Source organism: Hymenobacter sublimis, assembly GCF_023101345.1.
Lineage (GTDB): Bacteria > Bacteroidota > Bacteroidia > Cytophagales > Hymenobacteraceae > Hymenobacter > Hymenobacter sublimis.
This window is the reverse complement of sequence record NZ_CP095848.1, coordinates 2,609,088-2,630,273: the sequence shown is the minus strand read 5'-3', so window position 1 is coordinate 2,630,273 and position 21,186 is coordinate 2,609,088. Positions and strand designations below refer to the sequence as shown.

Annotated in this window: 21 protein-coding genes; 14 read left to right on the top strand and 7 right to left on the bottom strand. The window is 59.6% G+C overall.

Annotated elements, in window-relative coordinates:
- Window positions 1–312 precede the first annotated feature (312 nt).
- The 6 genes from MWH26_RS10965 to MWH26_RS10935 all read left to right on the top strand — a co-directional run bounded on the left by MWH26_RS10965 (window position 313) and on the right by MWH26_RS10935 (window position 5,546).
- Window positions 313–1,428 carry a LacI family DNA-binding transcriptional regulator gene (locus MWH26_RS10965; RefSeq protein WP_247974314.1) on the top strand — a complete coding sequence of 372 codons (1,116 nt, stop codon included), beginning with the start codon at window positions 313–315 and terminating at the stop codon, window positions 1,426–1,428.
- Window positions 1,429–1,455: 27 nt separating this feature from the next.
- A complete protein-coding gene (locus MWH26_RS10960) occupies window positions 1,456–2,166 on the top strand; it encodes a 3'-5' exonuclease (protein ID WP_247974313.1) in 711 nt (236 codons plus the stop codon).
- Entirely contained in the window at window positions 2,159–4,063 is a 1,905-nt protein-coding gene (locus MWH26_RS10950) for a DUF294 nucleotidyltransferase-like domain-containing protein (protein ID WP_311136861.1), read from the top strand. The genes MWH26_RS10960 and MWH26_RS10950 overlap by 8 nt, the downstream gene beginning before the upstream one ends.
- 143 nt (window positions 4,064–4,206) lie before the next feature.
- A complete protein-coding gene (locus tag MWH26_RS10945; RefSeq protein WP_247974312.1) occupies window positions 4,207–4,599 on the top strand; it encodes a hypothetical protein in 393 nt (130 codons plus the stop codon).
- A 175-nt stretch (window positions 4,600–4,774) separates the two neighbouring features.
- On the top strand, window positions 4,775–5,158 hold the full coding sequence (locus MWH26_RS10940; RefSeq protein ID WP_247974311.1) for an STAS domain-containing protein: 384 nt from the start codon (window positions 4,775–4,777) through the stop codon (window positions 5,156–5,158).
- A gap of 199 nt (window positions 5,159–5,357) precedes the next feature.
- On the top strand, window positions 5,358–5,546 hold the full coding sequence (locus MWH26_RS10935; RefSeq protein WP_229728734.1) for a hypothetical protein: 189 nt from the start codon (window positions 5,358–5,360) through the stop codon (window positions 5,544–5,546).
- A 22-nt stretch (window positions 5,547–5,568) separates the two neighbouring features.
- On the opposite strand, the gene MWH26_RS10930 is transcribed toward MWH26_RS10935, so the two are convergent.
- The 6 genes from MWH26_RS10930 to MWH26_RS10905 form a co-directional block, all read right to left on the bottom strand.
- Window positions 5,569–5,979: a hypothetical protein gene (locus tag MWH26_RS10930; RefSeq protein WP_247974310.1), complete on the bottom strand. Its 411-nt coding sequence runs from the start codon at window positions 5,977–5,979 to the stop codon at window positions 5,569–5,571.
- Window positions 5,980–6,245: 266 nt separating this feature from the next.
- Window positions 6,246–8,804: a DUF5916 domain-containing protein gene (locus tag MWH26_RS10925; RefSeq protein WP_247974309.1), complete on the bottom strand. Its 2,559-nt coding sequence runs from the start codon at window positions 8,802–8,804 to the stop codon at window positions 6,246–6,248.
- A 207-nt stretch (window positions 8,805–9,011) separates the two neighbouring features.
- Complete coding sequence (locus MWH26_RS10920) at window positions 9,012–9,845, bottom strand: DUF4097 family beta strand repeat-containing protein (RefSeq protein WP_247974308.1); 834 nt, start codon at window positions 9,843–9,845, stop codon at window positions 9,012–9,014.
- A complete protein-coding gene (locus tag MWH26_RS10915; protein ID WP_247974307.1) occupies window positions 9,842–10,735 on the bottom strand; it encodes a DUF4097 family beta strand repeat-containing protein in 894 nt (297 codons plus the stop codon). Before MWH26_RS10915 ends, MWH26_RS10920 begins: the two co-directional genes overlap by 4 nt.
- The gene (locus MWH26_RS10910; protein WP_247974306.1) at window positions 10,683–11,615 is read right to left on the bottom strand and encodes a zf-HC2 domain-containing protein; all 933 of its coding nucleotides are present in this window, start codon (window positions 11,613–11,615) and stop codon (window positions 10,683–10,685) included. The genes MWH26_RS10915 and MWH26_RS10910 overlap by 53 nt, the downstream gene beginning before the upstream one ends.
- Window positions 11,590–12,162 carry an RNA polymerase sigma factor gene (locus MWH26_RS10905; RefSeq protein WP_311136860.1) on the bottom strand — a complete coding sequence of 191 codons (573 nt, stop codon included), beginning with the start codon at window positions 12,160–12,162 and terminating at the stop codon, window positions 11,590–11,592. The genes MWH26_RS10910 and MWH26_RS10905 overlap by 26 nt, the downstream gene beginning before the upstream one ends.
- Window positions 12,163–12,592: 430 nt before the next feature.
- Here MWH26_RS10905 and MWH26_RS10900 point away from each other — a divergent pair, with 430 nt between their 5' ends.
- Both MWH26_RS10900 and MWH26_RS10895 read left to right on the top strand, forming a co-directional pair.
- Window positions 12,593–13,087: a YciE/YciF ferroxidase family protein gene (locus MWH26_RS10900; RefSeq protein ID WP_244696647.1), complete on the top strand. Its 495-nt coding sequence runs from the start codon at window positions 12,593–12,595 to the stop codon at window positions 13,085–13,087.
- A gap of 84 nt (window positions 13,088–13,171) precedes the next feature.
- On the top strand, window positions 13,172–14,053 hold the full coding sequence (locus tag MWH26_RS10895; protein ID WP_247974305.1) for a cyanophycinase: 882 nt from the start codon (window positions 13,172–13,174) through the stop codon (window positions 14,051–14,053).
- Between the two features lie 258 nt (window positions 14,054–14,311).
- On the opposite strand, the gene MWH26_RS10890 is transcribed toward MWH26_RS10895, so the two are convergent.
- On the bottom strand, window positions 14,312–14,968 hold the full coding sequence (locus tag MWH26_RS10890) for a response regulator (protein ID WP_244696644.1): 657 nt from the start codon (window positions 14,966–14,968) through the stop codon (window positions 14,312–14,314).
- A 486-nt stretch (window positions 14,969–15,454) separates the two neighbouring features.
- Here MWH26_RS10890 and MWH26_RS10885 point away from each other — a divergent pair, with 486 nt between their 5' ends.
- The 6 genes from MWH26_RS10885 to MWH26_RS10860 all read left to right on the top strand — a co-directional run bounded on the left by MWH26_RS10885 (window position 15,455) and on the right by MWH26_RS10860 (window position 21,181).
- Window positions 15,455–15,811 (top strand): hypothetical protein, encoded by a 357-nt coding sequence (locus MWH26_RS10885; protein WP_247974304.1) that lies wholly within the window; start codon window positions 15,455–15,457, stop codon window positions 15,809–15,811.
- 69 nt (window positions 15,812–15,880) lie between these two features.
- On the top strand, window positions 15,881–16,405 hold the full coding sequence (locus MWH26_RS10880; RefSeq protein ID WP_244696642.1) for a hypothetical protein: 525 nt from the start codon (window positions 15,881–15,883) through the stop codon (window positions 16,403–16,405).
- Window positions 16,406–16,582: 177 nt separating this feature from the next.
- Window positions 16,583–18,121, top strand: a complete 1,539-nt coding sequence (locus tag MWH26_RS10875; protein WP_247974303.1) for an HTTM domain-containing protein — start codon at window positions 16,583–16,585, stop codon at window positions 18,119–18,121.
- A 47-nt stretch (window positions 18,122–18,168) separates the two neighbouring features.
- Window positions 18,169–19,188, top strand: coding sequence for an MBL fold metallo-hydrolase (locus MWH26_RS10870; RefSeq protein WP_247974302.1), 1,020 nt, complete (start codon window positions 18,169–18,171; stop codon window positions 19,186–19,188).
- A 133-nt stretch (window positions 19,189–19,321) separates the two neighbouring features.
- Window positions 19,322–20,206 carry an RES domain-containing protein gene (locus MWH26_RS10865; RefSeq protein ID WP_247974301.1) on the top strand — a complete coding sequence of 295 codons (885 nt, stop codon included), beginning with the start codon at window positions 19,322–19,324 and terminating at the stop codon, window positions 20,204–20,206.
- A 210-nt stretch (window positions 20,207–20,416) separates the two neighbouring features.
- On the top strand, window positions 20,417–21,181 hold the full coding sequence (locus tag MWH26_RS10860; RefSeq protein WP_247974300.1) for a ferritin-like domain-containing protein: 765 nt from the start codon (window positions 20,417–20,419) through the stop codon (window positions 21,179–21,181).
- The last annotated feature ends 5 nt before the right edge of the window (window positions 21,182–21,186 follow it).

Sequence of the window (21,186 nt, the reverse complement as noted above, 5' to 3'; positions counted from 1 at the left end):
AAGCTGGTGGGTTGACCTCGGCCGCGGGCAAAGCGGCGGAGTTAAAACTTTCGGTGGCACCCTGGCCGGTAGAAGGAATACCGAATTGGAAATGGCACAATCGATTGTGTAAAGTAATAAGAAAAACTCAACATGCCGGCAGTTTATTTCGCAAATCAGCTTGCGGCCGGATAATCAAGCGCAGAAGAGTTATATTTAGGCTCTGCCTCCTACTTCACTAGCAGAATCAGCAGCGGGTTCTTCCTGCAACGCTGCCCATAAGATTACAAATTCTACTATCTTTACACAAAGCATTGTGTAGCGCCTTATAGTATGGCTCCCCGAAAAAAGCAAGCCCCGGATTCAACTACAACCAGTCCCGTTTCCATGGCCGATCTGGCCCGGGAGCTAGGCGTGTCCATGACCACCATTTCGCGGGCGCTCAGTGACCACCACAGCATTGGGCCGGCCATGAAGCAGAAGGTGCTCAAGCTGGCTAAGAAGTACAACTACCAGCCCAACCGCCTGGCCTCGGCCCTGCGCAAGGGCAAAAGCCAGCTGCTTGGCATTGTGGTGCCCTACATTGAGGGGCGGTTTTTCCCGTCGGTGGTGCATGGCATTGAAACGGCCGCCAGCCGGGCGGGCTACAACGTTATTATCTGCCAGTCGAACGAGGACGTGGCCCAGGAGCGGCGCAACCTCGACATCCTGCTCAGCGCCCAGGTGGCGGGTATTCTGGTGTCGCTCTCGCGCACTACCCTTGACTTCCGCCATTTCGAGAAAGTGCGCGGCCGGGGCCTGCCGTTGGTGTTTTTCGACCGGATTGTGGAGGGTGACAACGTAAATGCCGTGGTGCTCGACGACCAGGAGGGTGGCTACGTTTCTACCCGCCACCTGCTCAACCAGGGCTGCCGCCGCATTGCCCACCTAGCCGGTCCCCAACACCTGAACATTTACAAAAACCGCCGCCAGGGCTACCTCGATGCGCTGCGGGAAGCCGGTTTGCCCGAAGACGAAAGCCTGATTCTGTACTCGGATATGGCCCAGGACCAGGGCGCCGAGGGCATGCGCCAGCTGCTGGCCCTACCTACTCCCCCGGATGGCGTGTTTGCCGCCGGTGACTACTGCGCCCTTGGGGCCCTGCAGGAAGCGCACCGCCAGGGCCTGCGCGTGCCCGAGGACGTGGCTATTTCTGGTTTCAGCAACGAAACCTTCACCGTCATCACCCAGCCTCCCATCACCACCATCGACCAGCGCTGTGAGGAAATGGGCCAGGCCGCCGTGCGGCTGCTGCTGGAGTTGATTGAGGCCGACGGCCGCCCGTTTACCCCCCGCCAAGTGGCCCTGCGGCCGGAACTGCTGGTGCGCGGCTCCTCCGACCGCCTGCCCCCGGCCCCGGCTGGCCCCCTGCGCGACCCCTCGGCTAAGTTTATCGGGACGGTTGCCTAGTAACCCCGCCGGCCGCTGCTACCCTTCATGACGGACTACCTGCTCTTCCTAGACACGGAAACCACCGGCCTGCCTACCCGCTGGGACCGGCCCCACAGCCAGGAAAATGCCTGGCCCAGCGTGGCGCAGGTAGGGTGGGTGGTCTACACCGGGCAGGGCGAGTTCGTGAAGGCCGATCAGGCCTACCTCCAGATTCCAGCTGGGAGTATGCCGGCCGCCGCCATTGCCATTCACGGCCTGACCCCGGAGTTCTTGCAGGCGCAGGGGCAGCCCCCGGAACCCGTCTTGCGCCGCCTGCTCCAGGATTTGACCACGTACCGGCCCCGCGTGGTTGGGCATTTTCTGCGCCTTGATTTTCACGTGTTGGGAGCAGCCTTCGCCCGGGTAGGGCTACCTAACCCACTGCCCGGCCTGCCGCAGTTCTGCACAATGGCGGCCACCTGGCCCCCACTGCCGGGCGGCCCGGCGCGCCGCCTTCGCCTGCATGAGCTGCACGAACTGCTGTTCGCTGAACCCCTGGCGCACCACCACGACGCCTACGTGGACGCCGTAGCCACAGCCCGCTGCTTTTTCGAGCTGCGCCGCCGCGGCTTGCTTCCCGAAGAAATCCTGGAGGGCCAGCAGCTCCTGACCGTGCCGGAGGGTAGGCCGCTAGGCTGGCTGGAGCCCGGGGGGTGGTGGCTGGGCCTGCTGGTGGCGGGGTTGCTTCTGCTTGTATATTGGCTGCTCTATGGATAATCGCCTTGCTTTTCTTCGTACCGTTGCGCCCTTCAACCTCCTGCCCGAGGAGGTGCTGCTGGGAGTAGTAGACCTGCTGCAGGAAGTGCGCCACCCGCGCGAAACGCTGCTCTACCAGCAGGATACGTCCAAGGTGCGCAGCCTCGATATTATTGTGGAGGGCAAGTACGAAACGTTCTTCTATGACAGTCAGCAGCACAAGCGCCTGCCCGAGGTGTATGGCCCCGGCACCTGCTACGGCGGCATGTCCATTCTGCTCAACAAGAAACGCTCCTTGCGCACGGTAATCGTGCACAAGGGCACGCGCGTGCTCCAGCTAGCCCGCCGCGACTTTCGAGCCCTGTGCCAGGCCTACGGACCGTTCTTTCACTACTTCACGGCCCGCTACGGGGAGCGGATGCTCAACGAGGAGTTTGCCCACTTCGTGAAGCCCGTTAACCCGCCGGAGCAGAACTTTCTGGTGGCCGATCAGCTGTTCTCCCGCCGCATCAGCACCGTGGAGGTGCGCGAGCTGGTGACCTGCCCCGGCAGTGAGCCGATTTACGAAGTGGCCCGGCGCATGGCTGCCGCCAAGGTCAGCTGCCTATTCGTGACCGATACCGACACGGGGGCCATCAGCGGCTACTGCACCGACATTACCCTGCGCGACTCCGTAATTGCCCGCCAGTTGGATGCGGCCCGGCCGGTGGCGGACGTGGCGGCCACCCCGCTGGTGTCTATTTCGCAGGATGCCTTCGTGTATGAGGCCATTCTGCTGATGTTTCAGACCAAAACCCGCTACCTGCTGGTGGAGCGGGCCGGCGAGTACGTGGGTTTCCTGAGCCGCAATAAGCTGCTCAGCGACCTGGCCCAGTCGCCATTCATGTTCATTCAGGCCGTGAAGCTAGCCCAGGGCACCCGGGAGCTGAAGCGGCGCTGGCAAATGGTACCCGACATCGTCAACCAGCTCCTGAGCCGGGGCGTGAAGGCCGACATCGTGAACCAGGTGATTTCCACCGTGGCCGATACCATTGCCCTGAAGGTGATTGAAAACGTGCTGGCCGAGCTAGGGCCGGCCCCGGCCAAGTTCGTGTTCATGGTGCTGGGTAGCGAAGGCCGCCAGGAGCAAACTCTGCTCACGGACCAGGACAACGCCATCATCTACGAGGACAAGGCCAACGAGCAACGCGAGCTGGTGCGGGAGTACTTCCTGCGCTTTGCCACGGCCGTTTCCGACCAGCTTAATCACATTGGGCTGCACTACTGCAGCGGGGGCTTCATGGCCAAGAACCCCAAGTGGACCCATTCCCTCTCGCACTGGAAGCGCAACTACCACCAGTGGATGAGCGAATCGAACCCCGAAACGGTGATGCAGTTTGCTACCTTCTTCGACTGCCGCTACCTCTACGGCGAGGCCAGCCTGATGCGGGAGCTGCAGGAGTTTCTGCGCCAGGAACTGGCCCAGCCCCTGGAGCGCTTCCTGTTCTTCATGGCCAAAAACGCCCTGCAGTACGAGCCCCCGCTGACGTTCTTCCGCAACATTCGCACCTTCGCCCAGGAGGGCCAGCAGGTGTTTGACCTGAAAAAGGCCATGACCCCAATTGTGGACCTAGTGCGGGTGTACGCGCTGCAGCACCAGCTGCTACCCACCAACACCGGTGAGCGGCTGGCCGGACTGCGGGAGCAGGGCGTGTTCAATGCCAAGGAAACCCAGGAACTGCTGCAGGCCTACTACTACCTGATGGGCATGCGCCTGCAGAAACAGGCCCGCCAGATCATCAATGACCGCACTACCCCCACCAACTACCTGGACCCGACCTCTCTTACCCAGGTCGAACAAGTCACGCTTAAGGAAATATTCAAAGTCATCAGTGACTTTCAACTCAAAATCAAGGTCAGTTTCACGAAGTCATTGTAGGTGTTTTTCTGGTGGGCGGCTGCCGGGGCTCGAATAGGAGAAGGCGTAAAATGGAGCTGGAAACCAGGGAATTATCTAGCCTTGGTTGTGCGTTGAGTACGAGCTTCCGCACGGAAGCTCTCTATTAAGGTGCCTCCAGGTTTATGCTCTTATTTGATTCGCCGTCTTTTACAATATTTCACAAGCAGGAGCAGAACTGGCTCCACGTAGAGTTGCGCGGAACCCACACGCCACGTTTGGTGGAGGAAAACTGCAGCCTGCTACTGGCCGCTGTGCGCAGCACCCACAGCCAGAAAGTTCTGAACGACTCCACTGAACTGCTGGATGGCTGGGCGCCTACCACGCCGTGGTTGGGGCAGACTTTCTACCCCCGGTTGGTTGAGGAAGGAATTACATCCATGGCCGTGCTAAACGCCATGGACTGGCCCGGGCGGCTGTGCATCCAGGCCATGCTGCGCCACACCCAGCAGCCCACGGTGCAGCTCTTCGAATTTGACGAAATGACCACCGCCCAGCAGTGGCTATATACCAACTAGGGTAGGGTATTCCGCTGATAACGCCGACTTGTTTGCCTAGATCTGGCCCGCTTGGCAGGTGGTAAATTTGCGTAAAATCCGCAGGGTAAATACGGGTTTTGACGGGCTTAAATGAGGAGCCTGGCTTCTAGCTTTGCAGTGTTTCTTGGAATAGTATATACCAAATCTACTGTAAGTGCCAGCTCAGACGTTAACTATTCAGTTCGGGGGGCCTCCTACTAACCAGGGGGTAAGTGTGCGCGGCACCTGCAGCACCGCGGAAGAGGCACAATGTCTGCAAGAGGCTCTGAACAAGGCCATTGCCCGCGGCAGCGACACGCTCTGGGTTGATTGCCAACAGCTACGTAGCGTTTCTTATGAGGGGCAGCAGGCTATATTTCAGGCCGAGCAGCAGGCCCGGCTGGCCCACCTCATTATTTACTGGTGTGGCATGTCCAGCGCCCTAATTCAGGAACTCTCGGCTACGGGCTTATACCTGCTGTTGCGCAGCCTGCCCGCTACCCGCTACCAGGGTCCGGAACACGTGCGGCAGGGCAAGGCAACCGTGTTTGAGTGTTAAACAAGCCAGAAAACAGCGGGCCTTCTGCGGGGTACGTTTTGCCCGCCAACCGTGGGGTGCTGGGCGTATGCGGGTGGCAGGCGCCGGGTGGCGCAGAACTGATTTATTCGGGTAGGGCAATCTGGTTAGGGTAATGCTAGCGTACGTAAAAGAGCACCATCCTAACTTGCTTATGCATTTTCAGGCGCCTCCTGCCTCCATGCCCGTTGCAGAACAACATGCCTGGGCGAAACGGTTGCTGCAGGCAGAGTACATTTCTGGCATCAGTCAGGAAGGCACAACGCTGGTGACGGCTGCCACGATGCAGCTACTACAGCGCTACGTAACGGGCGAATTTTCCCTGCCCGAATTCATTGTATTACAAACCCAACGACTCCGGGGCTGGTAGCCCCGGAGTTGTTGCATGGGGGCTAGTTGTCCTGCTGAAGCCAGGTTCGAGCTACGTCTTCCTCCGTAAAATATTGAAACAAAGGCGGATTAGTGCCCAGGGCCTGCCCCACGGCCCGTGCGGCCTGCCGGCGCACTGTGTCTTGGCTTTCTACAATGGCGCAGCGGTTGTAAGCGCATTCCTGCACGGCCCGCGGAATCCAATGCTCCACAATCCAGCGTTGCTCAGCTAGGGGTAGGGGCTGCCGCTGCCGCTGGTCGGTGAGTAGCTTACGCGCCGCATGATGCCGCAGCGCCTGCAACGTGTGTGCGTAGATGGACTGCAACTCGGGGGAGCTAATGGGAGCATCAGACCAGGTGAGCTGTACAAACCCCGCGAGGTCGTAGGTAATGCTACCCAGCGGATTGCGGTAGTACTGCAGAATAGAGGACATACTAACTCAGGGCGGGAACAGGGTGGGCCCGGGCAGCAAAGCGGCCGACGCCGTAAAAGCGCGGCCGCGTACTCGCGCCCGGTAGAGAGGCGAAAGTACGCAGCCGCGCATCGTGGGCAGCAGTTTTTCGATGAACGGCCCCCTCTACCAGGTGACCAGCTGCCCCGCTTCCCTACCTCCCGGGGCCCTGACATGCCCGCAAGAGCACCCTCTGAGCTCGTGTGAGAGGTAGGACAACGGGCTACGCCAGCGGCCGGGCTTGCCCTTTAGTTATTGCGCCGGAACGTGAGGTAGTCGAGGTAGTAAAGGACTTTCACCGAAAGGGAGTTGTTGTGGGGTGTATTGATGGTGTTGTTGAAGTTGTTGAAATACTGCGGAGTAGCCTCCTCGGCCAGCAAAAAGGTGGAGCCCGCATTCTTCCAAACGATGCTGACTTGGGAGCCGGGCGCAAACCACCAGGAGTACACCGCGTCCACGTTGAAGGCATTGTAGGTATTGTCGCGGTTGCGGCGGTAGTCTACCAGCGTTTCCTGGCCTCCGGGGCCGAGGGCGGCGAAATCGGCGTAGCGCACGTTGCTGGTGTAGTGGCGCGTACGCAGGGTAAACGACATGCGGTTGGTAAAGGTGTACGCCACGGATACGACGTTGGAAACGGTGGCCACGTCGCGGCGGCCCAGCATAAGTTGGCCGAGGAAGGGCTGGTCCAGCACCTCCTGGGCACTCAGGCCGCCGTTCACGTAGCCAATCTGGTTATCGGCCAAGCTCCAATCCAAGCTGTAGCGGAAAGTAAGGTGGTCATTGACGCGGTAGCGGGGGTAGAAACCGGCACTGTAGCGCAGGCGCCGCGCCCGGGCCAGGCGCTCATCTAGGCCGTAGAGGCGGCCGCCGGCATTCACGCCGTACGCGAATTTGCGGCGGGAGTCGGAGTTGACAAACAGCACGATGCCGGCGTTGCCGGGCACGCGCACAAAGTACTCGCCCAGCGGGAAGGTGCGAGGCTCGTAAAAGTCGTGGGTGACGGGGCTGGCGTCGAAATCGTAGCCCACCTGCAGAAAGCTTTTGGTAAAGGTGGTGTTGAACCCGGTGTAGAAGTTCATGTTCTGGTAGCGGGTAGGCTTGTAAAGCAGCGAATGACTCACCTGCCCGAAAAAGGCCATGTTGTTCACCTTCCAGAAGGGCTTAAACTTGCGGTAGGCTGCGTGCACCGACTGCCGGATGTTGTTGTTGCCGAACAGAATGCCCAGGTCGTTGGGGTTGTAGGAGGCTGACTCGATGCCGTGGTGGAGCCCCCAGGTAAAGCTGCCGCTGATTTTGCCGACGCCCAGCTGGTACTTGTAGCCGTCCTGGTCGTCAATCTGCTGCTCGGAGCCGAACACGGTGCCGCGCCGCCGCGAGTACACCAGGCTGCCATCCACGGCGTAGGCGTTTTTCTTGTTGGCGAAGCGGAACAAGCCGCCGGTTACATTGGCGTCGTAGGTGCTACCCCAGCGCGTAACGTTGGTATTGATGAGCGAAACGTAGGAGTTGTTCTTCAGGCTCTGGTCCAGCACCATGATGTTGTAGTTGCTGAACGGCTGGGTGAGCACCTCCCGCTGCTGGCTGGTTTCGTCGTTGCGCACGGTGGCATACACGTCGTTGCTCAGGGCATTGAAAAAACCCACCCCCAGGCCGTTTTTCGTGCGGCCCGATACTTTGGTGGCGTTGAGCAGGCGCGTTTCGGCCGGGTTGCGCACTAGCTTCTCCTTGCTACCCAGCGGCACGCCGTAAAACCCGATGGGGGTAGCGCCCACGCGGCGAGAATAAAACAGGTTGCCCTTGTTGAACAGCTCCGTGCCTTCGGTGAAAAACTGGCGGTTTTCGTTGAACTGTACCTCGAAGGGCGAGAGGTTCAGCACTTGATTGTCGCTCTGCACCTGCCCAAAGTCGGGCACCAGCGTGGCGTCCAGAGTGAAGCTTTCGTTGATGCCCCACTTCACGTCGGCTCCGCCGTTGAAGTTGGTCGTAGTGCGCCGGGTGGCCTCCGCGTTCAGCGGATTGTGGTTGACGTAGGCCGAGACGTAAGGCGTGAGCGAGAGGCGCAGCGGGGGCTTGATGTCGCGCACCCCGCGCAACTCCCCCCACTGGTTCACAAAACCATTGACGGCCGGTTTTACCTCATTCCAGAAAAACTGGGCGTTGTCGCGCTTGCGCTGGCGGGCAAAGTTGAGGCCCCAAAGCTGCTCGGGCGCATTACTAAACCGGAGTGCGGAGTAGGGAATGCGCAGTTCGGCAATCCAGTCGGTGCCGCGCATGCTGGTGCGCGCGTCCCACACGGCATTCCAGTTGAAATCCTCGCCCCCGGCCGGGGAGTAGCGCGCATCCAGCTGCACGCCGGAGGTAGTAACAGTGAAGTTGTAACCGTTTAACTGATCCTGGTAAGTGTCCAGGAATACTGAGAATAGGTCGGTGTTGCCGAAATGGTCCCGCTGGGTCATTTCGCGCAGAATGGAGTCCTGGGCCACATCGTGCATCACGGCCCCGATGTAGAGGTTGGCGTCATCGTAGAGGATGCGCACTTCCGTTTTCTGCTTTTCCGGCACGCCGGGATTGGGGCGCTGCTGCACAAAATCAGAAGCCACGGGGGCCTGCTGCCACACCGCCTCATCCAACACGCCATCAAGCTTGATAGCCTGCGTAATGCGTACGGCCTGCAGCTGGCGCTTGGGAGCCGGCGTGGTAGCCGCGCCCGCTACCGGGGCCGCCGCCTGGGCCAGAGCCGAAAGGTGGGCGCTTGCCCAGCACCCCAACAGCAGCAGGAAAAAACGCAAAGTAAAAAGTGCTTTCATAGCCGAAGAGGGGAATTTTGGAGGGCTAATGGGAGGACGTAAGGATTGAAAAAGGCGGGGCATAGCGGGGGCTGGCAGCGGTTAAAACCGCGCTTGGCTAAAGCCCAACGGAAGGGGTAGGGTAGGAGGGGCGAAAGGCCGGGTGCTCCGGCGGCGGGCGCTAGTGCGGGGCCCTGGTTGCAGCCAGAAGCCCCGCGGCGAGGCCACTCACTTCGCCTTGCGGATGTAGATATTTCCGTTCAGAGTTTTCATCATGAACTCGGCGCCGCCGCCGTTGAGCTTGCCGCTCGTCCAGCTTTCCTGGCTCACGCGGTAGGTGCCGTCCTTGGTCGTGCGAGTCACTTTGGGCGCACTATTATCAACGGTCAAATCAAAGTCGCTGTAAATTTCGCCCCGGTCCGACTTGAGCTTCAGATCAGCCTTGGCCCGGGCGGGCAAACTCACGTCAATCTTGCCATTGACGCTGGAAAAGGCCATGGGCACGCCGCCGGTAATGTCCTTGAAGGTCGATACAATGTCGCCGTTTACGGTGTTGAGCACGGCCGAGCCCGCTACGTCTTCCAAACGAATGGAGCCATTGACGTTAGAAATTTCCAGCTCCCCGGCCACATTCTGCACCGAAATATTGCCTTCGTTGACGGTAGCCAGCTGCAGGGAAAACTGCCGGGGCACTTTAATCACAAAGTCCACTGGGTTCTGCCACGACTGGGTTTTCAGGTACACGTGGTTGTCTTTTTCCTGGGCCGTAACATCGAGGCCATTAACCCGCGACAGGCGGCGCATGCCGTTGGGGGCAACCTCCTCGGAGGAGCTGGACTCGCGGCGGCTGGCGCGGTTGGCCACGTCAATCACCACGTCGCGGCCGCTGGTACCTTCCACCCGAATCGAGCCACCGACAAGTTTCAGGTGGAGCACTCCGGGCTTACCCGGCGAGCTGAGGGCTACGGTAAGTTGTTCTTTGCCTGCTTGCTGGGCCATGAGCGGCCGGGCCCCCGCCAGTACTAGTAGGGTCAGAAGGGTACGAAAAAGGATCTGGTTCATCGGGTTTGCTGTTTGATGGTGACGTTGCCGTTGATGGTTTCAAAGCGGAAATCAGGTCCGCCTTTGCCCAGCCGCACGGCCGTCTCCTTGCTGATTTTGTATTTAATGCTCTGGCCGTCGCGCTGCTGATTTTGCGTCACGCGGGCGGGCAGTACTTCGGCCTTCGGAAAATCGGTGTACATCTCGCCGTGCATGCTCTTAAAGTAGAGGTCCGCGGATACGGAGGCAGGGTAGCTCACCAGAATGTTCCCGTTGATAGTATGGTAGGAGGAGGCCTGGGTAGGAGCGGCGGCGTAGCTGACCTCCACGTCGCCGTTTACGGTGTGGGCCAGCGTGGCCTGCTGGGCGTTTTTGATGCTGACGGCCCCGTTCACGTTGCGGGCCTGCAGCGGCCCGGTTACGTCCTGAACTTGTACTTTGCCCCCGTTCACCGTTGAAACGCGCACTTCCATGCCGGCCGGTACTTTCAGGGTGTAGTCGAACTGGTAGGAGTAGCGCGGCCGCTCGTCGTTTTTCCAGTTGTCGCGGAAGCGGTCCGGCTGGTTTTGGCGCCTCGGCCGCGAGTCTTGGGGGCCGGCCACGTAGAGTAGCACACTGTCGGCGTGCTGCTCGAAACCGGGTTGGGCCTCTTTCTGCCCCTGGGCCAGCAGCTCCGCGCTGGGGGCCTTAATGGTTTTGGTGATTTCAACGACTACCGTTTTGCCGCTGTAGCCCTGCACCGTCACGGAGCCGAAGATGTTGTAGAGGGCCAGGGTAGCGCGGCTGGCGTCGCCGGCAATGGTGAACTCGCGGGTGATTTTCTCGGTGGCTTCGCGGTTCTGAGCCTGCAGGGAGCAGCTAGGCAACCACAGCAGCAGGCAGGTTAGGCTGAGTAGGGGGAGGAGTTTCATGGTGGGTAGATGAGGTAGAGGGATGAGGCGCCCGGTCAGTAGACAGGGTTTCAATGCTTTGCTCGATTTTGTCTTTCACCTGCTCGTTCAGGTTTTCCTGCTGAAGCAGCTTGCGCAAGGGGCGCACCGAGCCGCGCTCCTGCAGTTGCACCATCACATCGGCCAGCGCCGACTGCACCAAGGGCGAGTCCTGGAGGGTGAGGGAGCGAACCAGCCCCTGCCGCACCATGGGGTCCTGGCTCAGGCCCGCCAGCACTTCCAGCGAGGCTAGCCGCACGTTCACGTTCGGGTCCTGATTGAGGGTGCTGAGCAGGGCCGCCACTACCCGTTCGTTGGTGGGCGCAACTTCCTCGGCGTAGCTCACGGCCCGCAGGCGCTGCACGGCCGAGGGGTTATTGAGCAAAGCCAGCACCTGGGTTTGCTGCTTCGTAGTAGCAGCCAGGGCGGGGGCTTCGGCCGGTTGAGACCGAACGGCTACCTCGGACGTCTCCGCGGTACCTTTCAGGCCGTAGCCGGCCACCAGTCCTACTAGTAGCAGGGCTAGGCTAGTAGCCAGCCGCACGGCGTAGGCCGGCTGCCACCAGGCCCGCAGGCGGGCCAGCAACGCGCCCAACGACCAGCGCTGCCGCCGTTGCTCTGCGCGTTGGAACTCAGCGAGCAGGGAGTAAAAGTTGGGGCGCAGCTGCTCGCTGGGCTCCGGCACGGGCAAGTGGCCTAGGTTATTCCACAGCGCCTGCACCGTTGCCAGCTCCTGCTGGCAGCCGGGGCACTGGGTTAAGTGGGCTTGCACGGCCTGGTGCTGGTCAGCTGGCAGGGTGCCCGCCAGCCAGTCCATCAGCTCCTCTTGTACGCCCTCACAGTTCACGGACTTTGCTTCCATTTTCCAGTTTCAAGTAGATATCCTTCAATTGGCAGAGGGCCCGGTGCGCGCGCACCTTCACGGCTCCTACCGTAGTGTCGAGCAGTTGCGCTATCTGCTCGTATTTCAGCTCCTGGAAGCGGCTCAATACGAGCACTTCCCGTTGGTCGGCGCTGAGTTTGGCCATGGCCCGGTGCAGAAGCGCTACCTCCTGGGTCCGTTGCAGACCGGCATCGGCGGTGGGGCCGCCAGCAATTTTTTCGGCCCAGTCGGCCACGTCCTGGTGGTGGAGGGAGGCCTTGTTTTTCTTGGCGGCATCAGCTAGCACGTTGCGCGCCAAATGGTACATCCAGGTCCGAAACTCGCCCTCCCCGTTAAAGGTGTGACGGTACTTCAGCATCCGGTAGAACACGTTCTGCACCAAGTCTTCGCTGGCGGTGCTGTTGCCATTGGAGTGGTAGAAAAACGCGAACAGCGCCCGGTGGTACCGCTCAAACAGCAGCCCCATCTTATCGACCTGGCCGGCCTTTACCTGCAGCATGAGCGAGTTGTCCGTAAGCGAGTTCAAGCCGAGGGTCGGTAAGAGGTGGGAGCGAATTCGGCGGTGGAAACTTCGCCTTTTCCCGAAGGTTACAGCTTCAGCAGAAATTATTTTTCGAACCTGCTTTTTACCTGCTGCTAGTGGCGGCAATAGCAGCGGCAGCACAAAGCGTAGGCGACGCCCCAGCGGCTCGCGCCAAGAAGCGTCGGGGCCAGGCAAGCCAATAAAAACCGGGTACCGGTTAATACTGATTTTAATCTCCGTATTAACCTCAAAGCCAACCAGCATAATCTTTCAAGACCTGGTTATTGGTAGGCAAATAGCTGATATGTAGTAAGTTGTACAGGGTGCCTGCGCCGGCTGTTCTCGAGCTCAACCTTAACGCCAACTCCGGAGCACCGTATGAAGAGCAGTCAGCCTGCTTGGGCTGCGTTTTCTGTTCTCTTATCCCACTACTATGTTCGACAAACTGGAAACCTTAGATGACCTGCTAGAAATGCAGCTCAAAGACCTGTACAGCGCCGAAAATCAACTGGTGAAAGCCCTGCCCAAAATGGCTAGCAAAGCCAAAGACGCCCGCCTGCGCCAGGGTTTCGAAATGCATTTGCGCGAAACTGAAAAGCAAGTAGAGCGTTTGGAGCAAATTGGCCAGACCCTGGGCATTGATCTGGACGGCCACACCTGCAAAGCCATGGAAGGCCTGATCGCGGAAGGCCAGGAAACCATGTCGGAGCGGGCCACTGATGAAGTGATGGACGCCGCCCTGATTGCCGCCGCACAGCGCATTGAGCACTACGAAATTTCGGGCTACGGCACCGCTGCTCACTACGCCGAGCGCCTGGGGCAGCAGCAAGTAGCTAGCCTGCTGCAGCAAACCCTCAGCGAGGAGCAGCACACCGATACCAAGCTGAACGAACTGGCTAAGAATTACATCAACGCCAAAGCCGTTTAAGTACCCGTTCTCCTGTGATGCCTCAGGCTGTACTCGTTGCAACGAGTGCAGCCTGAGGCATATTTCTTTCAACTGACTACTCCCATGCCTACCAAAAAACGTACTCTCGCAGCTTCTTGCCCCGTTCCCAAGGGTAAACTATTACTGATTGGCGGCCATGAGCACAAGGGCGATGCGCCGGAAGATGATGAACAGGCGGCCCGCAACGTAAACTTTGCGCCAGAAGCCATTTTGCGCCGCCTGGCCGACGAAATTGGCAACCGGGGGCCGCTGGTGGTAATACCCACTGCTTCCGAAGAACCCCACGAGGCGGCCCAGGATTACGTGCGGGCATTTCACCGCATTGGGGGGCCTACGGTGGAGGTCCTGAACATTAAAACCCGCACTGAGGCCAACAACGAGGAATTCATTCGGGTGCTGGATACGGCCGGCGGCGTGCTCTTTACCGGTGGCGACCAGTTGCGGCTTACGGCCTTATTGGGCGGCACGCTTATGCAGCGGTGCCTGCACGAGCGGTATTCCAATGAGGAGTTTATTATTGCCGGCACCAGCGCGGGAGCCACGGCCATGAGCACGCCCATGATTTACCAGGGCCGCAACGATGCGGGCTTTCTAAAAGGCGAAATTCACATCACAACTGGTCTGGAGTTGATGCACGACGTAGCCGTGGATACGCACTTCGTAGCGCGCGGCCGCATTGTGCGCATGGCCCAGATTCTGGCTACCAACCCAGCCTGCGTGGGCATGGGCCTGGAAGAAGACACGGCCGTACTCGTAACGGAGGGCCGGGAACTGGAAGTGCTGGGCAGCGGGCTGGTTATCATCCTGGATGCGCGGTCCTGCAGCTCCACTAACATCCACGAAATAGCCCCGAATACGCCTTTCACCATGCGCGGCATCGACCTTCACTTGCTGGCCAGCGGCGAGCAGTACACCCTACCTATTCAGCCCCGGCTGTACGCCTAATCGAGCCTTACGGTCTTTACCCAATAAGGCCAAGCTGCCGCCGGAGAGTTAGGTGGTGTGAGCAGACTAGAACTGTTGCACCCTGTATGGTAGTCGTGGATCAACTGCTAACAACTCTTAGTAGCTGTCTTGGCTCACTGAATCCGCGAGGCTTTGCGCCAGCTGCCTGTTTTGGACAATAAGAGAATGGCCCGTCGTGCAAATGCTTTGCACGACGGGCCATTCTCTTATTGGCTACAGGTTTGCTAATGCTGCCAGCTATGCCTCTTTAATCAGGCCTTTTTCCATGGCGTATTTAATGAGAGCGGCCGTGTTTTTCACCTGCGTTTTTTCGATGATGTTCTGGCGGTGCGTTTCGATGGTGCGCTTGCTGGTGAAAAGCTTGTCGGCTATTTCATTGGTAGTCAGTCCTTCCGCAATCAGATGCAGCACCTCCCGCTCCCGGTTCGACAAGTCGCTAGATTTCTTGAGCTGCTCCTCGCCGTAGCTGCCCGTCAGGTTCAATACCTTCCGTAGCATAACCAGTCCCAGCTCACTGCACAAGTAGGGCTTGCCCGCCGCCACGGTGTGCAAGGCTACTACTATTTCCGACTTGTCAGCGTTTTTTAGCACGTAGCCGTGGGCGCCGGCATCGAGCACCTGACCAATGTTCCGCTCGTGGTTCAGCATGGAAAGAATGAGAATGCGCGTGTCCGGAAACTCTTCGCGCAAGCGCTTGGTAGTAGCCAGACCATCGAGCACGGGCATATTCATGTCCAGCATCACCACATCGACCGGAGTGGTGGGGAGGCGCTCTAGCAGTTCCTGCCCGTTGCCTGCTTCCGCAACAATAGAGAGGGTAGGCTCCGTGGCTAAGGCGGCGCGTAAACCTTCCCGCACAATGGCGTGGTCATCAACTAAAAAAATTCGAATCATGCCAGAGAAGAGTAAGGGCCAACCAAACCGGGTAGGAGGTCAGCTGGCGGCGGATTAGAAGGGAGGTGAGGCGCCTCGAACCCCGGAGTATACCAATGGGGCAAGAATAACGCTTCGCTGTTTTTGCCGCAACATCAGCTAAAAAGGCAATAGTTGCATCCAGCCTCACCAGTATACGAGTCTGGGGTGGGAAGATTAAAACGGTTGCAGCGGCGGTGGCTATTACCGGCATTTGGTGGCCGCTATGTGCGGTTTAAAGGGGGTAGCTAGCCCGCTGGTACCGTCTACGTATTAATCACCTCCGTTTTTATTCCAAGAAAAACCAGTATTTATTCTTTTTACATATTTTCAATTCTCTGAAGAGATTGTCCGTATAGCCGAAGGAAATTTTGTGGCTGCCTGCGCTTGGGCACTCTCTATGCGGGGTGCCAAGGCCAGAAAAGCTTAGTACCTCACGTTGATATTCTTCCTATGTATAGAGCACGAATGCCCTGGTTAGCAACTCTTTTGGTTAGTGGCGCTTTAAGCCTAGGCGCCTGCAACGGCGACAAAGGCCGCGACGCCAACACCGCCACCAGCCCTGATGCCAGCGGCGACATGGACAGCAACGGCAGCGCCGACATCAACGGCTACCCCGATGCTACCTCCGATTCTATCAGCGCTGCCCCGGAGTCGCAGGGCGGCTCCACTACCGCTCAATCATTGCCCGACGAGACGAAGGGCGCCGGTTCCCCGGAAACGACGGCCCCAGTGGGCGGCGTGGGCGGTAATACCACTAGTGGGGGCGGCTCTACTTCGGGCAGCGGTAACGGCTCGACTGGCTCTACCACGGGGGGCCAGTAAGCCCTGTTGTACTAGCTCTGTACGCTACTTTTTCAACTTTCTTTTCCTCAACCATACTCTTTCTGCGCTATGAAAAAAGCATCTGTTTTCCTCGGTTCCGCCTTTATCGCCGCCTTTGTTGCCGCGGCTGGCATTGAAGTATCGTCTGCTACCCCCACTGCCACGCTGGAGCAAGGCACCACTACCGGTGGCACGGGCGGCGGCAGCACATCGGGCACTACTACTAGCGGCTCCACCACTTCGGGCGGAACTACTAGCGGCTCCACTTCCGGTTCCATGACTTCGGGTGGTACTACCAGCGGTACTACTTCCGGCTCCATGACCTCGGGTTCTACCTCGGGCAGCACTACTTCGGGTGGCAGCACCTCCGGTTCGGGCTCCATGACCTCGGGCGGCAGCACCAGTGGCTCTACCTCGGGCTCCGGTTCAATGACCTCTGGCTCCAGCACCTCCGGCCGTTCTAGCCGCTCGGGTTCTACTAAGGCAACCAAAAAGACTTCTTCGGGCCGCACCACTTCGGGCCGTACTACCTCCGGCCGCACCACTAGCGGGGGCAGCACTTCGGGCTCTACTAGCGGTAGCACCACCTACTAAGGCTGCCTAGGCTGCCTTTTTTCCGAGCCTGATAAGAACCCTGAAGCGGCCTGCTACGCACTGGCTGGCGCATTCGGGGTTCTTGTCGGGCTCGGAATGGTATAGGCCCGCCAAGCCGCCGCAGCTGCGCGGCCGGGTGGGTTCTGTCTGCTCTTTTCTCTTCTGTCCGGATACGGCATGCCAGCTCTATATACGGTGTTGCGGCGTTTTTTTGAGGTTGACTTACGTGCCCTGGCCCTGTTGCGAGCGGCCGTGGCTATTGTTCTGCTCATTGATATTGGTGTCCGCAGCACCGATTTAGAAGCGTTTTACTCCAACATAGGCGTGCTGCCCCTGTCCGTGCTGTTGGAGCACAGCTGGAATCCGTATGAGTTTTCCTTGCATGCTAGCAGTGGCTTGTGGCAGGTGCAGGCTGTACTGTTTCTGCTGGCCGCCGCCGCCGCCGTAGCCTTGCTGCTCGGCTACCAAACGCGCCTAATGACGTTTTTGTCCTGGGTGCTGCTGGTGTCGGTGCAGAACCGTAACCCCCTGATTCTGCAGGGCGGCGACGATTTGCTGCGGATGCTTTTGTTCTGGGGCTTCTTTTTGCCCTGGGGACGGGTGTACTCCCTGGATGCCCGCCGTAAGCCCCTGCCCGCCAGCATGACGTACGCCAGTGCAGCCACGCTGGCCTACGTGGTGCAGTTGGCGCTGGTGTACTGGTGCACCGCCTTACTTAAAAGCAGCCCGGAGTGGCACCAAGAAGGTACCGCCCTGTACTATGCCTTCAGCCTCGACCAGGTAGTGCTGCCCGGCGGCCGGCTGCTGTATCCGTACCCGGGCCTGCTCCAGGCCTTTACCTGGATGACCTTTTACCTGGAAATGCTACTGCCCTGCGTGCTGTTCATTCCGTGGCGGGTACCGTGGTGGCGGCTGCTTTTTGTGGGAGTAATATACGGCTTTCACCTTGGAATCAGCCTGACGCTCTTCGTGGGTCTGTTTTTCCTGATTAACTGGGCCTCGGTGCTAGGGCTGCTGCCCGGCAGCGCCATGGATTGGTTGGAGCGCAAGCTGGTGCCGGCTTACCAGCGCCTCGGCCCCCAGGTGGCGGCGCGGCTGGTGCAGCCCTGGAACACGCGCCTGGCCCAGTGGCGTAGCGGCGTGCGGCTGCGGGTAGAAACGTCGTTGGAGCTTTCTGAGGGCTTTCGGAATCTGCTGCGGGCCGTGCGCGAAGGGGCGGTGCTGGGACTGCTGGCCTACGTGTGCTGGTGGAACCTAGACAGCATCGTTCGGCCCGAGTGGACCATGCGCCAGCCCATGCGTTGGTTGGGCTACCTAGTACGCACCGATCAGCATTGGGGCATGTTTGCGCCCTCCGTATTCAAAGACGACGGCTGGTACATTCTCGATGGTACCACCCAGGATGGCCGTCACGTCGATCTGAACCAGGAGGGTAGGGGCACGACCCTAGAAAAGCCTGCCTCCGTGGTTTCCCTGTTCCGCAACGACCGGTGGCGCAAGTACTCGGAGAACTACCTGTTCGTGGATAACTCCTTTATGCGGCCCTATTACTGCAACTACCTGCTGCGCATCTGGCACGAAAACCCTACTCATCCGCCCCTGCGGCAACTCGATGTCATTTACATGAAGGAGGTGTCACTGCCTGATTACAAAGTGGCCGCTCCTACCCGGGAAGTGTTGTGCAGCTGCGCCCTACCCGCTCCGTCTGCCCGCTAACGGCAGTAGAGAAGTACTCTCTCTTTGTTCACTTTTTCGTTCTGCTTATGTCTGCTTCAACCCCCAAAGCCACCGATACCCGCGCCAACACGCCCGCCCTGCACCCCGTGGTGCCGGGGTTATGGGGCCAGCGCAATGTGTTCGTGAATCTCTACTACGTCCGGACTCAGGAGCAACCCGTGGCCTCGTGGGTACTCGTAGATGCTGGTCTGCCGGGGTCCGGCTCCAAGGTTCAGCACACGGCCGAGTATCTGTTTGGGCCAGGTAATCCGCCCGCGGCCATCCTGCTCACCCACGGCCACTTCGACCACGTAGGGGCCCTGCCTCACCTGCTCAAAACCTGGCCCAACGTAACGGTGTACGCCCACCCATTGGAGCTGCCCTACCTCCGCGGCCTGTCGGCCTACCCCCCGCCCGACCCCTCAGTTGGGGGCGGAGCCATGGCAGCCATGTCGTTTCTTTATCCCAAGGCCCCACTTGATTTAGGCAGCCGGGTACAGCCCCTGCCTACCGACGGCTCGGTGCCGCATTTGCCAGGGTGGCGCTGGCTGCCCACGCCGGGTCACACCCCGGGCCACGTGTCCTTCTTCCGGGAGCAAGACCGCACGCTGCTGGCCGGCGACGCCTTCGTGACTACCAAGCAGGAATCGGCTACGGCCGTGTGGCAGCAGCGCCAGGAGGTGAATGGCCCGCCCGCCTATTTTACTCCCGACTGGCCCGAGGCGCACCAATCCGTGGTTTTGCTAGCCGAGTTGCAGCCCGCAGTGGCAGCCACCGGGCACGGCATTCCCATGCGTGGGGAGGTGCTGCACCAGGAACTACAGCGGCTGGCCCGGCAGTTTGAGGAACTGGCCGTGCCCGCCCAGGGCCGCTACGTCGGTCACCCAGCTACGGCCAATGAAACGGGGGTTACCTACGTGCCCCCAGCTCCTGAACGCCAGGTGCCCCTGTGGGCTGTAGGAGCGGGGGTAGCGGCGGCCGTGGCTGGTTTGGTCTGGCTGCGCAGCCGCAACCGTCCGTCCCCTGGGCAGACTTCTACCTATACCTCCCAGGACCGGTACCGATAAGCCAATTTGCCTAAATCCGACGCGGATCTCGCGCTGGGGTCTGCGTCCGGATTCTTCCTCTGGCACTGCCTGAGACCTGTTGCACCGCCCCTGATAAGGCTGGCGTAGTTCTCGTGCGCTTCTTTTCCTGCCTATGGTCTCCTCGTCTTCCCTGCCGGAAGTGGCTGCTGTCCGCCGGCAGTTATCCGCGCTGCGGCACCTGAGCCTGCGTCGTCACTCTATTGCGGAGCTAAGCAAGCGCATCCGGCGGCTATTGACTAGTCATCCAGTACGCTGTATTGAGCTGCCCGCGGGAGTGCTGCTGTACCGGGGAGTGCCCCGGCAGGAGCTACCCGTTTATTGGTCGGAAGTATCCTATCCACCTCCCGAGCGGGTAGCCAATAACCAACGAGCCAATCGGGCGGGGCAGCCTATGTTCTACGCCAGCGCTACCTGGCATCCGCCTTTTTTTGAGGCCGGAGTTCAGCCTGAGGACCACATCGTTATCAGCCGCTGGATTAGTCGCCAGCCCTTGCGCCTGGTTAGCTTTCATGAACCGGACCACTGTTCCGATGACCCGCACGCCGACCGTAATCAGGTGCTCGGGCAGGCCCGGGCCACTTTACCCGAGCCGGCCCGCCTAGTAGCAGCCTTCCTGACTCGGGTGCTTATCAAGCCTGTTTCGGAGCACAACTCCCACCACTACCGCCTGTCCATTGCGTTGGCTGAAGCCTGTGAACTCGGAGCCGCCTTTGATGGCTTGCTATACCCCTCTGCGGCCATGACCTCGCCGGCCCACAACCTGGCGTTGCACCCTACCTGCCTAGATGCCGGCAAGCTAACGCTGCAATATGTGGAGCACCTGCGCGTCAAGCACGTAGGGGTTGATATGCTGGACGTTTGCTCCCTGGATTTTGCCAACCGGTTCAATGAGGAAGGGCGGTTGGAGTGGCTGGGCCAACCCGGTAACTGGGTGCTCCGCGAGGCCGGTAGCAGTAGTAACTACTACCTGAAGGCAAGCTGCGGCTGGCAACCGTAGAATAGTCGGAGGCCATACTTCACCTAAGTGAAAGGCAGCAAGACAAACCGCACAAAATATATGCTAAGCTGTATATATTTTGTGCGGTTTGTTACTATAAACAAATACGTATTTCTGGCAGATAAATACGGATTTTGGCTTGCTACGGAGGTGGTTTCCAAGATAGTGGCGTACAACGGGGCGTGTTCCACCAAGTTACCTCACCCTTCTATGATGACAAATTCTGCATCCCAGTCCACTGAACCATTGGCTACTCCGTCTGCGCCAGCAGGAGTGGCGCGCCGAGATTTTTTACGCTATACCGGAGCGGGTGCCGCCCTCGCCGGCTTGTTCCTGGCGGGCTGCGACGACGACACCGATGAAGTAGGTGACGCTGCCCTGCTAGACGTAGGCACCGGCGACACCGGCATCCTGAATTACGCCTACGCCCTGGAGCAACTGGAAGCCGCTTTCTACGCCCAGATCAAAAACGGTTCCTACTACAAAGGCCTGGCCGCTAGCAGCGCCGAAAAACAGATTTTGGACGATTTGTCCCTGCACGAACAGGCCCACGCCGACTTCTTCAAAGCAGCCCTCGCTGGCAATGCCATTAAGGCCCTGGAGCCTGATTTCAGCAAAATCAATTTCGATGACCGGGGCAGCGTGCTGACCAACGCCCAAGCGTTTGAAGACTTAGGAGTAGCGGCTTACAACGGCGCGGGCCGCTTTATTCAGAGCGCCACGAACCTCACGCTAGCCGGCAAAATCGTATCCGTGGAGGCCCGTCACGCCGCGCTTATCCGCGACCTACGGCAGTACAATTCGTTCGTGGCTTCCGATGTGGTGGATGTATTCACCCCCACCTCCGCTACCTCGGCACCGGGCGTTGGTGCTGGTACGGGCAAGGAAAGGTCGAAGCGACCCCAGGAGGTTCTGGCTACTGCCAACCAGTTCCTGAAGGCAGGCTCCCGGCTCAGCGCTACCAATTTCAGCTAGGGCTT

What these genes read in the sequence shown, in the direction of transcription:
- MWH26_RS10965 (WP_247974314.1), top strand. Translation starts at nt 313, where the DNA reads ATGGCTCCCCGAAAAAAGCAAGCCCCGGATTCAACTACAACCAGTCCC.
- MWH26_RS10960 (WP_247974313.1), top strand. Translation starts at nt 1,456, where the DNA reads ATGACGGACTACCTGCTCTTCCTAGACACGGAAACCACCGGCCTGCCT.
- MWH26_RS10950 (WP_311136861.1), top strand. Translation starts at nt 2,159, where the DNA reads ATGGATAATCGCCTTGCTTTTCTTCGTACCGTTGCGCCCTTCAACCTC.
- MWH26_RS10945 (WP_247974312.1), top strand. Translation starts at nt 4,207, where the DNA reads ATGCTCTTATTTGATTCGCCGTCTTTTACAATATTTCACAAGCAGGAG.
- MWH26_RS10935 (WP_229728734.1), top strand. Translation starts at nt 5,358, where the DNA reads ATGCCCGTTGCAGAACAACATGCCTGGGCGAAACGGTTGCTGCAGGCA.
- MWH26_RS10930 (WP_247974310.1), bottom strand. Translation starts at nt 5,979, where the DNA reads ATGTCCTCTATTCTGCAGTACTACCGCAATCCGCTGGGTAGCATTACC.
- MWH26_RS10925 (WP_247974309.1), bottom strand. Translation starts at nt 8,804, where the DNA reads ATGAAAGCACTTTTTACTTTGCGTTTTTTCCTGCTGCTGTTGGGGTGC.
- MWH26_RS10920 (WP_247974308.1), bottom strand. Translation starts at nt 9,845, where the DNA reads ATGAACCAGATCCTTTTTCGTACCCTTCTGACCCTACTAGTACTGGCG.
- MWH26_RS10915 (WP_247974307.1), bottom strand. Translation starts at nt 10,735, where the DNA reads ATGAAACTCCTCCCCCTACTCAGCCTAACCTGCCTGCTGCTGTGGTTG.
- MWH26_RS10910 (WP_247974306.1), bottom strand. Translation starts at nt 11,615, where the DNA reads ATGGAAGCAAAGTCCGTGAACTGTGAGGGCGTACAAGAGGAGCTGATG.
- MWH26_RS10900 (WP_244696647.1), top strand. Translation starts at nt 12,593, where the DNA reads ATGTTCGACAAACTGGAAACCTTAGATGACCTGCTAGAAATGCAGCTC.
- MWH26_RS10895 (WP_247974305.1), top strand. Translation starts at nt 13,172, where the DNA reads ATGCCTACCAAAAAACGTACTCTCGCAGCTTCTTGCCCCGTTCCCAAG.
- MWH26_RS10890 (WP_244696644.1), bottom strand. Translation starts at nt 14,968, where the DNA reads ATGATTCGAATTTTTTTAGTTGATGACCACGCCATTGTGCGGGAAGGT.
- MWH26_RS10885 (WP_247974304.1), top strand. Translation starts at nt 15,455, where the DNA reads ATGCCCTGGTTAGCAACTCTTTTGGTTAGTGGCGCTTTAAGCCTAGGC.
- MWH26_RS10880 (WP_244696642.1), top strand. Translation starts at nt 15,881, where the DNA reads ATGAAAAAAGCATCTGTTTTCCTCGGTTCCGCCTTTATCGCCGCCTTT.
- MWH26_RS10875 (WP_247974303.1), top strand. Translation starts at nt 16,583, where the DNA reads ATGCCAGCTCTATATACGGTGTTGCGGCGTTTTTTTGAGGTTGACTTA.
- MWH26_RS10870 (WP_247974302.1), top strand. Translation starts at nt 18,169, where the DNA reads ATGTCTGCTTCAACCCCCAAAGCCACCGATACCCGCGCCAACACGCCC.
- MWH26_RS10865 (WP_247974301.1), top strand. Translation starts at nt 19,322, where the DNA reads ATGGTCTCCTCGTCTTCCCTGCCGGAAGTGGCTGCTGTCCGCCGGCAG.
- MWH26_RS10860 (WP_247974300.1), top strand. Translation starts at nt 20,417, where the DNA reads ATGATGACAAATTCTGCATCCCAGTCCACTGAACCATTGGCTACTCCG.